At 64.8% G+C, this 16626-nt stretch carries 13 protein-coding genes; 10 read left to right on the top strand and 3 right to left on the bottom strand.

The features are described from left to right. Positions 1 to 225: 225 nt before the first annotated feature. On the bottom strand, positions 226 to 1824 hold the full coding sequence (locus ACVMB1_RS16335; protein ID WP_057015490.1) for an OprO/OprP family phosphate-selective porin: 1599 nt from the start codon (positions 1822 to 1824) through the stop codon (positions 226 to 228). 345 nt (positions 1825 to 2169) lie between these two features. Here ACVMB1_RS16335 and ACVMB1_RS16330 point away from each other — a divergent pair, with 345 nt between their 5' ends. Next, positions 2170 to 3528, top strand: a complete 1359-nt coding sequence (locus ACVMB1_RS16330) for a DegQ family serine endoprotease (protein ID WP_092090135.1) — start codon at positions 2170 to 2172, stop codon at positions 3526 to 3528. Beyond that, a complete protein-coding gene (locus ACVMB1_RS16325) occupies positions 3525 to 4859 on the top strand; it encodes a replication-associated recombination protein A (RefSeq protein WP_057015492.1) in 1335 nt (444 codons plus the stop codon). Before ACVMB1_RS16330 ends, ACVMB1_RS16325 begins: the two co-directional genes overlap by 4 nt. Before the next feature lie 229 nt (positions 4860 to 5088). Here the strand turns inward: ACVMB1_RS16325 and ACVMB1_RS16320 are convergent, their stop codons facing one another. After that, positions 5089 to 5970, bottom strand: a complete 882-nt coding sequence (locus tag ACVMB1_RS16320; protein WP_310885845.1) for an alpha/beta hydrolase — start codon at positions 5968 to 5970, stop codon at positions 5089 to 5091. 203 nt (positions 5971 to 6173) lie between these two features. On the opposite strand from ACVMB1_RS16320, the gene ACVMB1_RS16315 reads away from it, so the two are divergent. The 7 genes from ACVMB1_RS16315 (at position 6174) to ACVMB1_RS16285 (ending at position 15141) form a co-directional block, all read left to right on the top strand. Next, entirely contained in the window at positions 6174 to 7466 is a 1293-nt protein-coding gene (locus ACVMB1_RS16315) for an RluA family pseudouridine synthase (RefSeq protein ID WP_076831710.1), read from the top strand. A 108-nt stretch (positions 7467 to 7574) separates the two neighbouring features. After that, positions 7575 to 8789: an amidohydrolase family protein gene (locus tag ACVMB1_RS16310; RefSeq protein WP_076831358.1), complete on the top strand. Its 1215-nt coding sequence runs from the start codon at positions 7575 to 7577 to the stop codon at positions 8787 to 8789. An 88-nt stretch (positions 8790 to 8877) separates the two neighbouring features. Continuing rightward, a complete protein-coding gene (locus tag ACVMB1_RS16305; protein WP_076831355.1) occupies positions 8878 to 9180 on the top strand; it encodes a hypothetical protein in 303 nt (100 codons plus the stop codon). 783 nt (positions 9181 to 9963) lie between these two features. Beyond that, positions 9964 to 10962: a glutaminase A gene (gene glsA, locus ACVMB1_RS16300; protein WP_253623756.1), complete on the top strand. Its 999-nt coding sequence runs from the start codon at positions 9964 to 9966 to the stop codon at positions 10960 to 10962. A gap of 70 nt (positions 10963 to 11032) precedes the next feature. Beyond that, entirely contained in the window at positions 11033 to 12685 is a 1653-nt protein-coding gene (locus ACVMB1_RS16295) for an MFS transporter (protein ID WP_194295394.1), read from the top strand. A 418-nt stretch (positions 12686 to 13103) separates the two neighbouring features. Then, positions 13104 to 13667, top strand: a complete 564-nt coding sequence (locus ACVMB1_RS16290; RefSeq protein ID WP_076831697.1) for an HdeD family acid-resistance protein — start codon at positions 13104 to 13106, stop codon at positions 13665 to 13667. A 166-nt stretch (positions 13668 to 13833) separates the two neighbouring features. Continuing rightward, complete coding sequence (locus ACVMB1_RS16285; protein ID WP_244558928.1) at positions 13834 to 15141, top strand: metal-dependent hydrolase family protein; 1308 nt, start codon at positions 13834 to 13836, stop codon at positions 15139 to 15141. Positions 15142 to 15255: 114 nt separating this feature from the next. On the opposite strand, the gene ACVMB1_RS16280 is transcribed toward ACVMB1_RS16285, so the two are convergent. Then, complete coding sequence (locus ACVMB1_RS16280) at positions 15256 to 15711, bottom strand: hypothetical protein (protein WP_057015498.1); 456 nt, start codon at positions 15709 to 15711, stop codon at positions 15256 to 15258. A gap of 70 nt (positions 15712 to 15781) precedes the next feature. Between ACVMB1_RS16280 and ACVMB1_RS16275 the strand changes: the two genes are divergently transcribed. Further along, positions 15782 to 16567, top strand: coding sequence for an ATP12 family chaperone protein (locus ACVMB1_RS16275; protein ID WP_057015499.1), 786 nt, complete (start codon positions 15782 to 15784; stop codon positions 16565 to 16567). The last annotated feature ends 59 nt before the right edge of the window (positions 16568 to 16626 follow it).

Below are 16626 nucleotides of genomic sequence, written 5' to 3'. Positions count from 1 at the left end.
TTCCGGGTGAGGGGGAGCCTCAGCAAGCGCAGCTGCTGCCGAATACGCGGAGAGGGCCCCTCACCCCAACCTTCTCCCCGTAAGAACGGGGAGAGGGAGCGCGGCGCCGTCCTGGTCAATATTCGACCGATCTCATTCAGCTAGAAACGCGTGAACCAAACGCTCGATGAAAACGGCCGGAGCGATGCCCCGGCCGTCTATGAGTTGGTCTCAGCTCCGATCAGATCAGAACGCAACCTGCGTACGCAGCGCGACCGCGTCGAACTTCGAGCCGACGTCCGCAGCCGAGGTCGCCGAGGCCTGCTTGGCGATATCGCCGTGCAGATAGTTCAGCATGAAGCGGACGTTGTTGTTGACGTACCAGTTCAGCGCGGCGGTGTAGACGGTCTGCCGTCCACCCGCGATGCCGACCGCCTGCGCGATCTGATCGTTGAGGTCCATCGTGCTGACGCGGCCGGCGATTTCCCAGGCGCCCCAGCCGCCGCCCGCGAGCGAGAACGGATCATGCGGCTTGATCCCGCTATAGGAGGCCGTCGCCGGGTTGTAGGCGTGGTTCTCGCCGGTCAGCACATAGCCGACCTGCGCGTAACCGCCGTCGAACTTCAGGCTCGGCGCGCCGAACGGCGGCAGTCCGGTGTTCGCGGAGCGGTCGACATTGAACCAGTAATATTCGCCCTGCGCGATGAACGGGCCATAGGTCGCCGCCGCCTCGACGCCGTAGACCTGCGCGCCGGAGACATTGGCGATCGCACCGGTCGAGATCAGCGTGGTCGGATCGATGCGCAGCTCGGGCCGGTCGCTGAGCGTGAGCGTCTGCGCCTGCGTGAGCTGGTTGCGCGGCGGCTGCACCAGCCATTCCGCATCGGCGCCAATGTGTACCGAATAATTCTTGCCGCTGATCGGATTGCCGGCGACGCGGATGACCCCGCCATACTGCTCGGACGTGCCGGCCGGCGAGGCGGAGGACGCGGAGTGGATGGCGCCCGACGTCGGTCCGGTGACATAGCCGCCGATCCAGAACTGGTCGTTCCACCAGCGGGTGCCGGCGGCCGAACGGAAGTCACCGGCGGCGATGTTCTGTGCGATGATGCCGACCGAGGCGCGCTCCATGAACAGGATGTCGTTGGAGCTGGTCGCTTCGTCGAGTGTCCACGGCACGTCCATGATGCCGCCTTCGATCGCCATCTTGCCGCCGAACGGCTTGAAGCCGGTGTAGCTCAGATACGCGTTCTCGATGCCCGAGGTGCCGCCGCCGGGCAGCGATCCCGGCGCCGCGCCGCCGAAGCCGTCGGACGAGCCGCCGAAATCGTAGATCAGTGAGTAATTCCAGTCACCGAAGAACTTGCCGACGATGCCGATGCGCGCGCGGCGGACGTTCTCGCCGCTGTCGAGCTTCTGCGGTGAGGTGCCTGCGGTGTTCGGGCGATAGTCGTAGCCGCCGACATCCCAGTGCACGCGGCTCGTGATCGCAACGCAGTTCTGTTCGTCCGCGGTGCAGATCGTCGGCCGGTTGTTCGGCATCGTCACCACGACGCCGGACGGCGCGACCGGGCCCTTCACCGGGATCGCGGCGTTGGCGGTCGCCACCCGCGCGGCCTTGGCATCCGCCGCCTTCGCATTGGCGTTTGCGCTGGCTGCGCTTGCAGTATTGGCGTTGGTCTGCTTCTGCAGTTTGTCGAGCTTCTGCTCGAGCATCTTCAGCTGCTGCTTCAGCAGCGCGATCTCCGCATCGCTGCCGCCTCCGGCCGATTGCGAATAGGCCGGCGAGGCGGCAAGCGCCCCTGCCAGGCCTATGGCGATTGCACTGACTTTTGTTGCACCCATTGTGCACCCCTGTTGTGTTTGAATTCCCCACTCACTCACTGAACGGTCCTAGGAGCGTATCGTGACTGACGCACGACAGTGCTTCCGGGCATCGCAGTTCCGCTTGTGGTCCGCAGGCAACAAGCGGAGCGGCGCAGTGAGATGACAGCTATCATAGAAGCTTGGCGGCGCGCTTCAACGCGGCCGCTGCGGGTTGTGCACCGGTACGGCGGGGGGCCAGTTATCCGGCCGGGCGCCCTTCAATTGCCCGGCGAACACGCCTATATTCCGGCGTTTCCACGAGAGGTGAGAATGCTCCGACCTGTCCGCTTTGCTGCCGTATCCGCTCTGTGCACGTTGGCCTTCATGGGGAATCTTTCCGCAGCCGCGGCCCAGGACCGCCGCGTGCCGTCCTCGCAGGCCGAGCTGCAATTGTCCTATGCGCCGATCGTGCAGCGGGTGCAGCCGGCGGTGGTCAATGTTTACGCCGCCAAGACCGTGCAAAACCGCAATCCATTTCTGGATGACCCGATTTTTCGCCGGTTCTTCGGCGTGCCGGGACAGCAGCCCGAGCAGATGCAGCGCTCGCTGGGCTCCGGCGTGATGGTCGACGGCTCCGGCCTCGTAGTCACAAACAATCACGTGATCGAGGGCGCCGATCAGGTGAAGGTCTCGCTCGCCGACAAGCGCGAATACGAGGCCGAGATCGTGCTGAAGGACAGCCGTACCGACCTCGCGGTGCTGCGCCTGAAGGACACCAACAAGGAGAAGTTCGCGACCCTCGACTTCGCCAATTCCGACCAACTGCAGGTCGGTGACGTCGTGCTCGCGATCGGCAATCCGTTCGGCGTCGGCCAGACCGTGACGCACGGCATCATCTCGGCCCTGGCGCGCACTCAAGTCGGGATCACGGATTATCAATTCTTCATTCAGACCGACGCCGCGATCAATCCCGGCAATTCCGGCGGCGCGCTGGTCGACATGACCGGCCGGCTCGCCGGCATCAACACTGCGATCTTCTCGCGCTCCGGCGGCTCGCAGGGCATCGGCTTTGCGATCCCCGCCAACATGGTGCGCGTCGTGGTGGCCTCCGCCAAGAGCGGCGGCAAGAATGTGAAGCGGCCATGGCTCGGCGCGCGGCTGCAGGCGGTGACGCCGGAGATTGCCGAGACGCTCGGGCTGAAGCTGCCGTCTGGCGCGCTGGTCGCCAACGTCGCGCCGAACAGCCCGGCGGCGAAGGCCGGACTGAAGCTCTCCGACCTGATCGTCGGGATCGACGGCACGCCGATCGACGATCCCAACGCGTTCGACTACCGCTTCGCGACCCGTCCGCTCGGCGGCAACGCGGAGATCGAGGTGCAGCGCGCCGGCAAGCCGGTGAAGCTCACCATACCGCTGGAGACCGCGCCCGACACCAACCGCGACGAGATCGTGCTGACCGCGCGCTCGCCGTTCCAGGGCGCGAGGGTCGCCAACATCTCGCCGGCGCTGGCCGACGAACTGCATCTCGACGCCGGTGCCGAGGGCGTGGTGGTGACTGATCTCGCCGGTGACGGCACCGCGGCCAATGTCGGCTTCCAGAAGGGTGACATCATCCTCGCGGTCAACAACGAGAAGATCGTGCGGACCAGCGACCTCGAGAAGGCATCGAAGACGGGGACGCGGGTCTGGCGCATCACGCTGGTGCGCGGCGGCCAGCAGATCAACGTGACGCTCGGCGGATGAGCCCCAAGCAACCGCGAGAGGCCGGCAACCTCTTTGCTGCGGCGGGGATGGAGCAGGACGCGCCGCACCCGCTGCCGGACCGGCTGCGTCCGCGCACGCTGGCCGATGTCGTCGGCCAGGATCACATCCTCGGCCCTGACGGCGCGCTGACGCGGATGCTGGAAACGCGCACGCTGGGCTCGCTGGTGTTCTGGGGGCCGCCCGGCACCGGCAAGACCACGGTGGCGCGGCTTCTGGCCGACGCCACCGAGCTGCATTTCGAGCAGATCTCCGCGGTGTTCTCCGGCGTCGCCGATCTCAAGAAGGCGTTCGATGCCGCGCGTGCCCGCCGCGAGACCGGCAAGGGCACGCTCCTGTTCGTCGACGAGGTGCATCGCTTCAACCGCGCGCAGCAGGATTCCTTCCTGCCCGTGATGGAGGACGGCACGGTGGTGCTGGTCGGCGCCACCACGGAGAACCCGTCCTTCGAGCTCAACGCGGCGCTTCTGTCGCGCGCCCGCGTGCTGGTGTTTCACTCGCTCGATACGGCGGCGATCGAGAAACTGTTCGCCAATGCCGAGAAGATCGAGGGCAAGCCGCTGCCGCTCGATGCCGAAGCCCGCGCCGTGCTGGTGCGGATGGCCGATGGCGATGGCCGCGCCTCGCTGACATTGGCCGAAGAGGTCTGGCGCGCCGCCCGCAAGGGCGAGGTGTTCAACGCCGAGCAGTTGCAGGCCATCCTGCAACGCCGGGCGCCGATCTACGACAAATCGGCCGACGGCCATTACAATCTGATCTCGGCGCTGCACAAGTCAGTGCGCGGCTCCGATCCGGATGCGGCGCTGTATTATCTCGCGCGCATGTTCGATGCCGGCGAGGATCCGCTGTTCCTGGCGCGGCGCGTGGTGCGCATGGCGGTCGAAGATATCGGCCTTGCCGATCCGCAGGCGCTGGCGGTGTGCAACGCCGCCAAGGATGCTTACGATTTCCTCGGCTCGCCGGAGGGTGAGCTCGCGATCGCGCAGGCCGTGGTCTATCTCGCCACCGCGCCGAAATCGAACGCGGTCTACACCGCGTTTGGTGCTGCGATGCAGACCGCAAAGCAGGGCGGCTCGCTGCTACCGCCGAAGCACATTTTGAATTCGCCGACCAAGCTGATGAAGTCGGAGGGCTACGGCTCCGGCTATCAATATGATCACGACATGCCGGACGCATTCTCCGGCCAGGACTATTTCCCGGAAGCGCTGGGCCGCCAGACCTTCTACGATCCGCCCGACCGCGGCTTCGAACGCGAGATCCGCAAGCGGCTGGATTACTGGCAGCGGCTGCGCAAGGACCGGGGCGGGAGCTAGGGCAAGACGAGATTGGGCCGTGGTCGCGAATAGCGCACGTTCCCACCTGCGGCGCGGGCAGGGAACGCTTGCGTAACTTCGGAATATTAGAAATATATTCCTGATTTGCCCGACGTGTCAAGTTGCTTGGTGCCACGCCGATCGCCGCCGGCTCCTTTGCATGGGGTTGTTTTCGATATTTTGCCAGCGCCCGCTGCGACGGCCCATAACCTCATATTGCGCTCGCGCGTCACTTGACGCTCTTCACGAACTCCAAAATCTCGTCCGTCAGCCGCGTGTCCGGCGTGTTGATCGCATAGACCTCCGACATGTGGCTGTGCTGCGGCAGCATGAAGCTGCGGGCGCAGCCGCTCGGCCGCTTGCAACTGGCCTGCTTCATGAGCTCGAACTGCTCGACGAAGCGCGGCGGATCGAGCTCGGCCGCGGTGATCAGGAACGGGATCGGGCTCGCGACCAGCCCTTGCAGCGAGGAGCGTTCGGCATAGCGCGAGGGGTCGGAGCCGTAATAGGCGAGCTCGGCGTCGCCGGCCGGCGAGGCGGTCAGATCATAGATGCCCGACACCATGATCGCGCCGGCAAGTCCGCCGCCCTTCACCTTGTGGAATTCGCCATGGGAGACATAGCTCGCGACATGGATCGCGCCGGCCGATTGGCCCATCAGGAAGATGCGCCTCGGCTCGCCGCCGCGGGAGGCGATGTTTTCCGCAACCCACTGCACGATCGCACCCATGTCCTCCGGGCCTGCCGGCCACGGAAAGGCCGGCGCGAGGCGATAGGTGGCATTGACGCCGACGAAGCCGTTCTTGACCGCCCACAGCATGATGTTGTCGTAGAACGGGCTGCCGGGCGCGCGCTTGTTGCCCGCGACGAAGCCCCCGCCATGGATGTAGATCAGCACGGGTCGTGCGGGCGCCGCCGTCTCCGGCGTGAACACGTCGAGCAGATGCCGGTCGGCGGGGCCGTATTTGAGGTCGCGCTCGACCTTGACGCCCTGATAGGGCTCCTTCTGTTGCAGCGGCGCGTAGAGTGCAGCGGTCTTGGGCGGGTCGATGACGCGGCCGAGTTCCAGGAGCTTCCAGGCCAGATCTTCCGGCATCGCGGCTTCGGGCATCGGACTTTGCTGGGCGTGCGCAGGGTCCGTGAGCATCAGGGCCGCCGCCAAAGCCGATATCGCCAGTCTCATTCCAGGGCCCCCGTCGATTGTCGTATGCGGCCGAACATGGCCGATGTTGCACCGGATTCACACCGATTTCGCCGTGACGATTCGCGGCATTTGCGCTAGGCACAATGCAGGTCTGGAGCCGAAAAATCACCATGAGCCGCCGCATCAAGAGAACTACATCGCCGGGCGACCGCGCCAAAGGGCGCGACAAGGGCCGCGACCGGGACCGCGCCGGCGATCGCGGCAAGGATCGTGGTAAGGATCGTGGGAAGAGCGGATCGGCGGAGCGCACCCGCAAGCCGGACGATCGCAAGTTCGGTGAGCGCAAGTCTGGAGAGCGTCCGTTCGCGCACCGGGCGTCCGCAAAGCCGCCGCGCTTTGCCGAGTCGCGTCGCGACCGGCAGGAGCGGGCTGAGCCCGCCGCTACGAAGCCCGCGGCCGAGCAGCCGCTGCCGACCAAGGTGCAGACCGTCGTCGTCACCGCCGACGAGAACGGCATGCGCGTCGACCGTTTCCTCGAGGCACGCTTTCCCGGCCTGTCGTTCTCCCACATCCAGCGCATCGTCCGGAAGGGCGAACTCAGGGTCAACGGCAAGCGCGCCGATTCCAAGGACCGGCTGGAGGAGGGCCAGAGCGTGCGCATCCCGCCGCTGCGGCTCGACACGCCGAAGACATCAGGCACGCTCTCCGAGGCCGAGGCGAAGACGCTGCAGGCGCTGAAGGACATGACGCTGTACGAGGACGACGACGTGCTGGTGCTGAACAAGCCGGCCGGTCTCGCCGTGCAGGGCGGCTCCGGCATGACGCGCCATGTCGACCAGATGCTCGAGGTGATGCGCGACGCCAAGGGGCAGAAGCCGCGGCTGGTGCATCGGCTCGACCGGGAGACCTCCGGCTGCCTTCTGGTCGCCAAGACGCGTTTCGCTGCCACGCACCTCACCGGCGCATTCCGCCATCGCTCCGCGCGCAAGATCTACTGGGCGTTGGTCGCCGGCGTGCCGAAGCCGAAGCAGGGCCGCATCTCGACCTATCTCGCCAAGGAGGAGAGCGAGGAGGACAGCATCATGCGGATCGCGGAGCATGGTGACGAGGGCGCGAGCCACGCCGTGACCTATTATGCCGTGGTCGAGACCTCGGCGACCAAGCTCGCCTGGGTCTCGCTCAAGCCGGTGACCGGCCGCACCCATCAATTGCGCGCCCACATGGCGCATATCGATCACGCGATCGTCGGTGATCCCAAATATTTCAACAAGGAGAACTGGCAGCTGCCCGGCGGCCTGCAGAACCGGCTGCATCTGCTCGCCCGCCGCATCGTGATTCCGCACCCGAGGGGCGGCGTGATCGATGCCACCGCGCCGCTGCCGCCGCACATGCTGCAATCCTGGAATCTGCTCGGGCTCGAGGCCGACCGCTTCGACCCGATCGAGAACGCGCCCGAGGAGTGACGGTCGGGCGCCGATATCCGGCGCGGACAGCAACAACGATCAAACGGCTCCGCGCTTTGCGGCTATCCTCGCGCGCCGGCCTTTGCCGGCCTGCAACGGAGACTCTCCATGATCGGCACCTGGCTGCGGGTCATGCTTTTCCTGATCAGCTCAGCTGTCGCCGCGGTGACGGCACAGGCCGAGACCATCGTGCTCCGCGGCGGCACGCTCTACGCATCGGCCGATGCGCAAGCGCTGCCGGATGCGGTGATCGTGATGACCGACGGCCTCATCAGCGCGGTCGGCAAGTCCGGCGACATCCAGGCGCCGCCGGATGCCCGCGTGATCGATTGCAGCGGCAAGACCATCGTCGCCGGCTTCTGGAACAGCCATGTCCATTTCACGCAAAAAGTCTGGCGCAACGCTGGCGCAGCGCCGGCCGCAGCGCTGACGCAGCACATGCAGGAGATGCTGACGCGCTGGGGTTTCACGACGGTATGGGATCTCGGCTCCGATCCGAGCGACACCTTGCCGCTGTGCAAGCGCATCGCCGCGGGCGAAGTCGCCGGCCCCAACATCCTGCTCGCCGGCAATATCTTCCCGAAGGGTGGGCACCCCGTCTACATCCCTCGCGAAGTGCAGCTTCCTGAGGTCGCAACGCCGGAGGAGGCCACGAAATGGGCGCGCGACTGGCTCGCCATGGGTGAGGACGGCATCAAGCTGTTCACCGGCGCCTTCATGGGGGACAAGCCCGTCGTCAACATGGACCCTGCAATCGCCAAGGCGGCTGTCGACGTCGCGCATGCGCAGGGCAGGCCGGTGTTCGCACATCCGCAGGACAAGGTCGGCGTCGAAACGGTGATCGAGTCCGGCGTCGACGTGCTCGCGCACACCACGCCCGGCGAACCCAGCTACACCGCGGATCAGCTGGCGCGGTTCAAGGCACAGGGGACTGCGCTCGTTCCCACACTGTCGCTGTTCACCACCGTGGTGCTCGATCCGAACGTCACCAACCGTCTGGTGGCCTCGACCGTCAACCAGCTCAAGCAGTTTTCGGAGAATGGCGGCACGGTGCTGTTCGGCACCGATGTCGGTTTCACCACGGTGTACGACACCACGCAGGAATTTCAGCTGATGCACTGCGTGTTGTCGGAGCGGCAGGTGCTGGCCTCGCTGACGACCAATCCGGCGCGGTTCTTCAAGGCCGCGAAGAAGGGACGGGTCGAGCAGGGCTTCGACGCCGATCTCGTGGTGCTCGACGGCGATCCGCTCGGTGACGTCGGCAATCTTGCGAAAGTGAGCAGCACGATCCGTGCCGGTCACGTGATCTACCAGAAACCGTGACGAGGGCGGGGAACTCGCATCTCGGGGGCAGCGTTGACGCATGGTGCGTTCACTTGAACCGTTGCTGCCGCGTCACGACATATAGGCTATGAAGCGATCCCTGATTGTTGCCGGCGTTCTGCTCTGGGCCATGGGCGCGGCAAGCGCGCAAATCCTTGCGCCCGGCCGCTCGACGTGGGATCCGCCGGTCCCTCAACCCCCACCGCCGCCGCGGATCGAGGTGCCGGCGATCCCCAGGATGGACGCGCCGACGCAGCCGAGCCTGCGTTCGCGGCCGCGCAGCTCGTTCGGCGACCGCGTCAGCCGGTGCCTCGACGAGGCCGCCGCCGCCGGCCTGAACCAGGCCGAGCGTGCCGCCTATTCGCGATCCTGCGCCAACCACCGGGATTAGGGCAGGGCGTGGTCTGCTAGACAAGCCTTGCTGACGCATGGAAGGAATTGTCGTCGCGCCGGCGCGAGTACGAACAGGCAAGCGGCATCGGCCGGCGGAGCCGCGGCGATCCGGTTCAAGGCTGTCGACCGTGCGAATCTGTCTGGCTATCCAAACGGACCGCTTTGATTTCGTCTCATGATCTTGAGCGTGAGCAGGGCCGCCCCGAGCACGAGAAGCAAGACACCGACGACAGTTGTGCTTGTCGATTCGAATGTCACACCGACTGCTGTCAGCAAGCAGCCTACAACGATAGCAATAAGCCCACCAAGCTTCTTTACCAACAGAAGCTGTCCGTCGCTTGCGCGCGCCACCATGATCAACCTCACTCTGTAAGTGATGCGGTCATTCCACCGTCGCCGCGGGCCGGTGTTGCTTGGACAAGCGGCGGGCTCACATCCGCACACGATGATCGTACTCTCGCGTGCCAATGATGGAAATCGCTCGTTGCTGCCATGATGACTTCTCTTTTGATTCAATTGCGCCGCGGGCGATTGGACAATCTTGCTTACCTAGCCGCGCCGAAACGTCGCATGACTATATCGAATGTGCATCGCGCAACGGCGCTGCGATTCCGCGATACGCAATGCGTTCAGCGCATTTGTCGTAAAGTGTTCTGGACCAACGCAAGCATTGCAAAGGCTGTGGGAGTGGATCGTTGACTCCGTGGTTTTTCGGGCGCCTACTTCTGGTTGCCGACTAGAAGACCTGAAGCAATAAGGTCGAAATGCGGAAGGACAGCCAATGCGGCCGCCTTCGATCGCGGAACAAGCGGAGCGGCCCTACATCTCGACCGGGCACTTGCCCGAACCCGAGATGGTGCAGGAGCTCGTGTCTCAAGCGCATCAGCGCTTCAAGTCGAACAGCGAAGGGACCAATTCGCAGGTTTATCCGGCCCTGGCCAGGGTGCGGAGTGAACTGTTCGGCGTCTGCGTGGCCGGCACCAGCGGACGTGTCTACGGCGCGGGCGATACCGAATACGAATTCTCGATCATGAGTGTATCGAAGCCATTCGTATTCGCATTGGTGTGCGAGGCCATCGGCCCTGAAGAGGCTCGTGCAAAACTGGGCGCGAACGCGACCGGGCTGCCGTTCAATTCACTGGCGGCGATCGAGCATGGAGCCGGGCGCACCAACCCCATGGTGAACGCAGGCGCGATCGCGACCACAAGCCTTGTGCCGGGCTCGAGCGCTGACGAGCAATGGCGGTTCATCCATGACGGTCTCTCGCGCTTCGCGGGCCGCAAGCTTTCGCTCAACGAGGAAGTCTACGCATCGGCATCCAAGACCAATTTTCGCAATCGAAGCATCGCGCGGTTGCTGGAGAGCTACGACCGGATCTATTGCGACGCCAGGCAGGCGACCGATCTCTACACCCGGCAGTGTTCGCTGAATGTGAGCGCCAGGGATCTCGCCGTGATGGGTGCGACGCTGGCCGACGGCGGGGTGAACCCCGTGACCCGGCAGCGGGTGGTCGATGCGGCCGTGTGCCACTATGCGTTGGCGGTCATGGTCACTGCTGGACTGTACGAGACGTCGGGCGACTGGCTGTACGACATCGGTCTGCCCGGCAAAAGCGGCATTGGTGGAGGCATCGTCGCGGTGTCTCCAGGAAAGGGTGGTTTCGGCACTTTCGGGCCGCCACTGGATGCGGCCGGCAACAGCGTGCGAGGGCAGCTCGCCGCGAAGTTCCTGTCGCAAAGACTGGGCATGGATCTGTTCGTGTCCCAACCGGACGAGTGAACAAGAGGCACTGAAGATCGGTCGAGCCGTGGCCCGATCGATCGCAACGTCGGGCAGGTTGGAGGACGCGATGGCAACGCAAGCAATCTCGATCGGCGACATTCATCAGGAAGAGCGCGCATCATGGGTGCCCATGGTCGCGATTGCGTTCGGCCAGATGATCATGTCGTTCAACGTCGCGTCGTTGCCGGTTGCGATGGGGGGAATGGTGGCCAGCTTCGGCGTGCCGCCGACCACGGTCGCGACTGGAATCGTGGCGTACTCGATGCTTGTCGCCGGGTTCGTGATGCTTGGCGCCAAGCTCGCCCAAAGGTTCGGGGCGGTGCAGGTATTTCGCGGTGCCGTCGTGCTTTTCCTGATAGCGCAGATTGCGATGACGTTCAGCCCTACGGCCTCCGTCATGATTTCCGCTCAGGCGCTTTGCGGCGCTGCGGGCGCGGTGATCGTGCCCTCGCTCGTCGCGCTGATTGCCGAGAATTATGCCGGACGCCAGCAGGCGACGGCCCTTGGCGCGTTGGGCTCGGCGCGGGCTGCCGCCGGCGTGCTGGCATTTGTCGTCGGCGGGTTGCTCGGCACCTATATCGGCTGGCGCCCCGCATTTGGAATTCTCATCGTTGCCTCGGCGATCGCTTTCGCTCTGAGTTTCCGCCTGCGGCCGGACCACGGTCGCCCGGATGTCCAGATCGACATGATCGGGGTCGCTCTTGCCGCGAGCGCGATCATCTTCATCAGCTTCGGCTTCAATAATCTGAACAGTTGGGGCGTGATCCTGGCGACCCCTAACGCGCCATTCGACTTGCTGGGCGTCTCGCCGGCACCGGTCCTGATCGTGCTTGGCATAGTGCTCGGGCAGGCATTCCTGATGTGGACGCATCGCCAGCAGGCCGCGGGGAGGACGCCTTTGCTGGCGTTGGAGGTGATCGATTCGCCGGAGGAGAGGTGTGCGGTCTACGCGCTGTTCGCGGTCGTGGCGCTCGAGGCCGCGCTGAACTTCACGGTGCCGCTCTACATCCAGATCGTGCAGGGACGTTCGCCAATCGCGACGGCGATCGCGATGATGCCGTTCAATCTGACCGTCTTTCTCTCGGCGATGCTGATCGTCAATCTCTACGACAAGCTGACGCCCCGCCAGATCGGACGCTTCGGCTTTGGGCTCTGCACCGTTGCGTTGCTGTGGCTCGCGTTCGTCGTGCGCAACGACTGGAGCGAGATTCCCGTTCTCCTTGGCCTCGTGCTGTTCGGTATCGGCCAGGGCTCGCTGGTGACACTGCTGTTCAACGTTCTGGTCACTGCTTCGCCCAAGGCGTTGGCGGGGGATGTCGGGTCTTTGCGCGGAACCACGCAGAATCTGGCGGCTGCCGTTGGCACCGCGGTGGCCGGAGCTCTTCTGGTCGGTCTTTTGAGCACGATCGCGCTCGGCAGGATCGCGGCCAGTCCGGTGCTGACCAAGGAGCTTCAGAGCCAGGTTGATCTCGGCAACATCACTTTCGTCAGCAATGATCGGCTGCGCAGCGTACTCGAAGGCACGAGCGGTACGCCACAGCAGGTCGAGGAAGCCGTCCGGGTCAACACCGAAGCGCGCCTGCGCGCTTTGAAGATCGGGTTGCTGATCATGGCCGGCCTCGCACTGCTTACGGTCATTCCCGCGGGACGGCTGCCGAATTATCGGCCAGGCGAAATACCGGACGACGGAGCGACCGGCGAGGGCGAGCGATCGGCCTGATCGGACGTCGGGCGCCGCGGGGCAAGAAGGTCTCTGCAATAACCAGGTGCCAGATATGGATGAACTCGACCGTCGCATCGTGCTCCGGAGAATGCTTGGCGGCGTCGCAGTCGCTGGTCTCGGAACCGGCTTGCTGATGCAGGCGGCCAAGGCGCTGCCAGTCGCCCCCGAAGATGCCCTCGTCGCGAAGACGGATGATCCGGAGCGGCCGCTTCATATGGTCGTCGCCCGGCCACCACCGCGCCCGCGTCCTCCGCCACCGCGCCGCCGCCGCTGGACCTGTTGGTGGCACAGAGGTCGCCGCCGCTGTGGATGGCGCTGGTGAGGGCAGGCACAAGCTCCGGCGGCGCGAGTGGCGCGGTTGCGCGGCCTGGAATGCGCGACCGTGCCATGGCTGCCAGGGATCAAGGAGGACGACATGGCTACCTATGAGAACAGTCCCACGATGCTCCGCGGCCTGCCTGGCCCGCCTTTATGGGTCTGCGTTCTGCTGGGCCTCGTCATGATCGCCGCGGGCCTTCTGGTGCTGGGAGATGTCGTGCTTTTCACCGTGATCAGCGCCATCTTTATCGGCTGGACGGCCATTGTTGCCGGCGGGTTCGAAATCCTGCACGCCTTCTGGACCAAGGGCTGGGGTGGATTCGTGTGGCAGCTTCTGCTGGGGGTGCTCTACCTTGCCTGCGGAATCGTTCTGCTCAGCCAACCGGTGGCGAGCGCGCTGCTCCTGACCTATGCCCTCGGTCTCATGCTTTTGGTCTCAGGGATTGTGCGCATGCTGGTCGGCATCGGCCATTGGCAGCAGTCCGGCTGGATCATGCTGGCATCCGGGCTGTTTGGCGTTCTGGCCGGCCTCATCATTCTGACGGGATTTCCGGCGACCGGGCTGTGGGTGCTCGGGCTGCTGCTGGGGATCGATCTGCTGTCTCATGGCATCGGATGGCTGACTTACGCTTTACAGCCTGCCGCCAGAGCGGCTCAATAGGCCGTCGATCCTCTAGGGAGCAGCAGAACTCTCATTAATCGTCTGAAATCAAATCGGCTCCTCGCGACATCAATGACGGTCTCGCGCGATGCGCCATCGGCGGAGAGTGGACATGTCAGGTTTGAGGAAGGGCGTGAGAGTTTCGGCGCTGGTTGCGTCGATCGTGATGAGCCTCGTCGCCTTGCTGCCCGCGCAAGCTCAGCAGAATGGCGACGTGCTGTTTCAGAACGTGCGAATTTTCGATGGCAGGAATGGCGCGCTGTCCGGGCCGTCCAATGTGCTGATCCGGAACAACAAGATCGAGAAAATTTCGACTGGGCCGATCGCGGCCGACGCTCAGGTGATTGCCGGCGACGGACGGGTGCTGATGCCCGGGCTGATCGACGCGCACTGGCATGCACTGCTGGTACGCCCGACGCCGGCGGCCGTGATGGCCAGCGACATCGGTTACATCAATCTTCTTGCGGCCGCCGAGGCAACGGCCACCCTCATGCGCGGCTTCACCACCATTCGCGACATGGGCGGGCCGGCCTTTTCCCTCAAGCGCGCGATCGACGAAGGTCTCGTCGCCGGTCCCCGCATCTACCCATCCGGTGCCATGATCACCATCACCGGCGGCCATGGCGACTTCCGGCCGCTGTCCGATCTGCCCAGAACAATCGGCGGCATGCTCAGCCGCATGGAGAGGATAGGCGGCGCCATGGTCGCGGACAGCCCGGATGAAGTTCGCGTGCGCGCGCGCGAGCAACTCATGCAAGGGGCTACGCAGGTCAAGCTCACGGCGGGCGGTGGGGTGGCGTCGCCGTTCAGCCCGCTCGATGTGTCCACGTTCACTGAACCGGAGTTGCGCGCCGCGGTCGAGGCTGCGGAGAACTGGGGTACTTATGCCGTCGTACACGCCTACACGCCGGTCGCGATCCAGCGATCGATCGCAGCGGGGGTCAAGTGTATCGAGCATGGTCATTTGATGGACGACGCGTCGGCCCGCCTGATGGCCGAGAAGGGAATTTGGCTGAGCACCCAGCCCTTCCTCGATATGTCGGGCGCCAGCGCCCTTGGACCTGCGGAGCAGGACAAGATGCGGCAGGTCGTTGCCGGCACCGACAGGGTCTACGGCTTTGCGAAGAAGTACAAGTTGAAGACGGCATTCGGTACCGACGTGTTGTTCTCGAAGGCACTCGCCGACCGGCAAGGCGCCATGCTGTCAGCCCTCACGCGATGGTACACGCCGGCTGAAGCGCTCATCATGGCGACATCGACGAATGCCGAATTGCTCGGTCTGTCCGGGCTTCGAAATCCATATCCAGGCATGCTGGGCGTGGTGGAGGAAGGCGCGTTGGCCGACCTTCTGCTGGTCGATGGCAATCCAATCGACAACATCAAGCTGATAGAGGATCCGGCGAAGAATTTCCTGGTCATCATGAAAGATGGGAAGGTCTACAAGAATCTTCTTGGTGGTGACCGGAACAGGTAGGCGGACATAGTCACAAGGCGGGCCAAGCGGCAGCGTCAAAGCATCGGCTTGTAGCCGATATGGCTGCCGACGTGGCCGGTGGAGCAGCGATCGCCGGAAGGGCAAGGGCAGCTACTACCGCCGAAACTGCGTCAGAAACGTCCGCAAGGAATCGTGCGGGCTCTCGACATCCGAAATCACCCAGCCGTCGGGACCATTGACGACGATGAAGTTGAGCGTGACGGCGCGGCCTTCATTGTCGAATGTCACCGTCACGTCGGCCTTGTCGAACTGCCGGCGCGGGATTGCGATCGAGATCGGGCCGAGCCGCCAGGTCGGGCTCTGCACCAGAAAATCGTAGGGCGCATCGTGCAGCGCGGTCCAGGCACCGCGCAGGGTGGGATCGAAGAATCGGCGAGCCGTTTCCTCGTCGCGCGGCAGGCCGTTGGAATATTCGGCGCTGCCTCGCCCATAATGGGCGTAGACGTTGCGGATCAGGGATTCCGGCGAACGGAACCCGGCACAGGCTGTGGCGGAGGCGAAAACCACCGCAACCAGCGAAAAACCCGCAAGGAATTTGCCGCGTCCCATCAGCTTTATTTGCCGTTGCCCCTGACATATCTTGCAGGGAAATCCCTATGAACGAAAGCTACCCGGCGCGATGCGCGAACTTTTCGACGATGTCCCAGAACAATCTCCGTTCGATCCGCAGGAGGCGGTGCGGCGCCACATCCGCACGCCCCAGCGCAAGCGGTTCTACACCAGCGCCGGCGTCGCCGAGGCCGATGGCGGATTTTCGATCACGCTCGACGGCAAGCCGATCCGCACGCCGTCCGGCAAGCCGATCGCGGTGCCGACGCGGGCCATTGCGGACACGGTGGCGGCGGAATGGAATGCGCAGCGCGAGACCATCGATCCCATGACCATGCCGCTGACGCGGCTTGCCAACAGCGTGATCGAGGGGGTGATCGATCGCATCGACGAGGTCGCCGACGATGCGGCCAAGTTCCTCGGCAGCGACCTCTTGTTCTACCGGGCCGGCCATCCAGAGACGCTGGTGGCGCGCGAGGCCCAGCACTGGGATCCGATCCTGTTCTGGGCCGCCGACGCGCTCGGCGCCCATTTCGTGATGGCCGAGGGGGTGATGCATGTCGGCCAGCCCGAGCCTGCGATCAAGGCGGCGCGGGCGGCGTTCCCGACCGACCCATGGTCGGTCGCGGCGCTCCATGTGGTGACGACGCTGACCGGCTCGGCGCTGCTGGCGCTGGCGCTCGCCCATGGCGTCCGCGACGAGGACCAGGTCTGGGCCGCCGCCCATGTCGACGAGGACTGGAACATCGAGAAATGGGGCGTCGACGAGGAGGTCGCCGTCCGCCGCGCCGCCCGCCAGCTCGATTTCAAGGCCGCCGCCGGCGTGCTCAGGGAGCTCAAGCCGGCCGCCGGTTAACGAGGGGTTTACGGCGCCGGGCTAGCCTGCGGCACGTTCCTCGCGCAGGGCCGAGACCT

It is taken from the genome of Bradyrhizobium sp. USDA 4504, from assembly GCF_054063995.1.
This window is presented reverse-complemented; position numbering and strand designations above follow the sequence as displayed.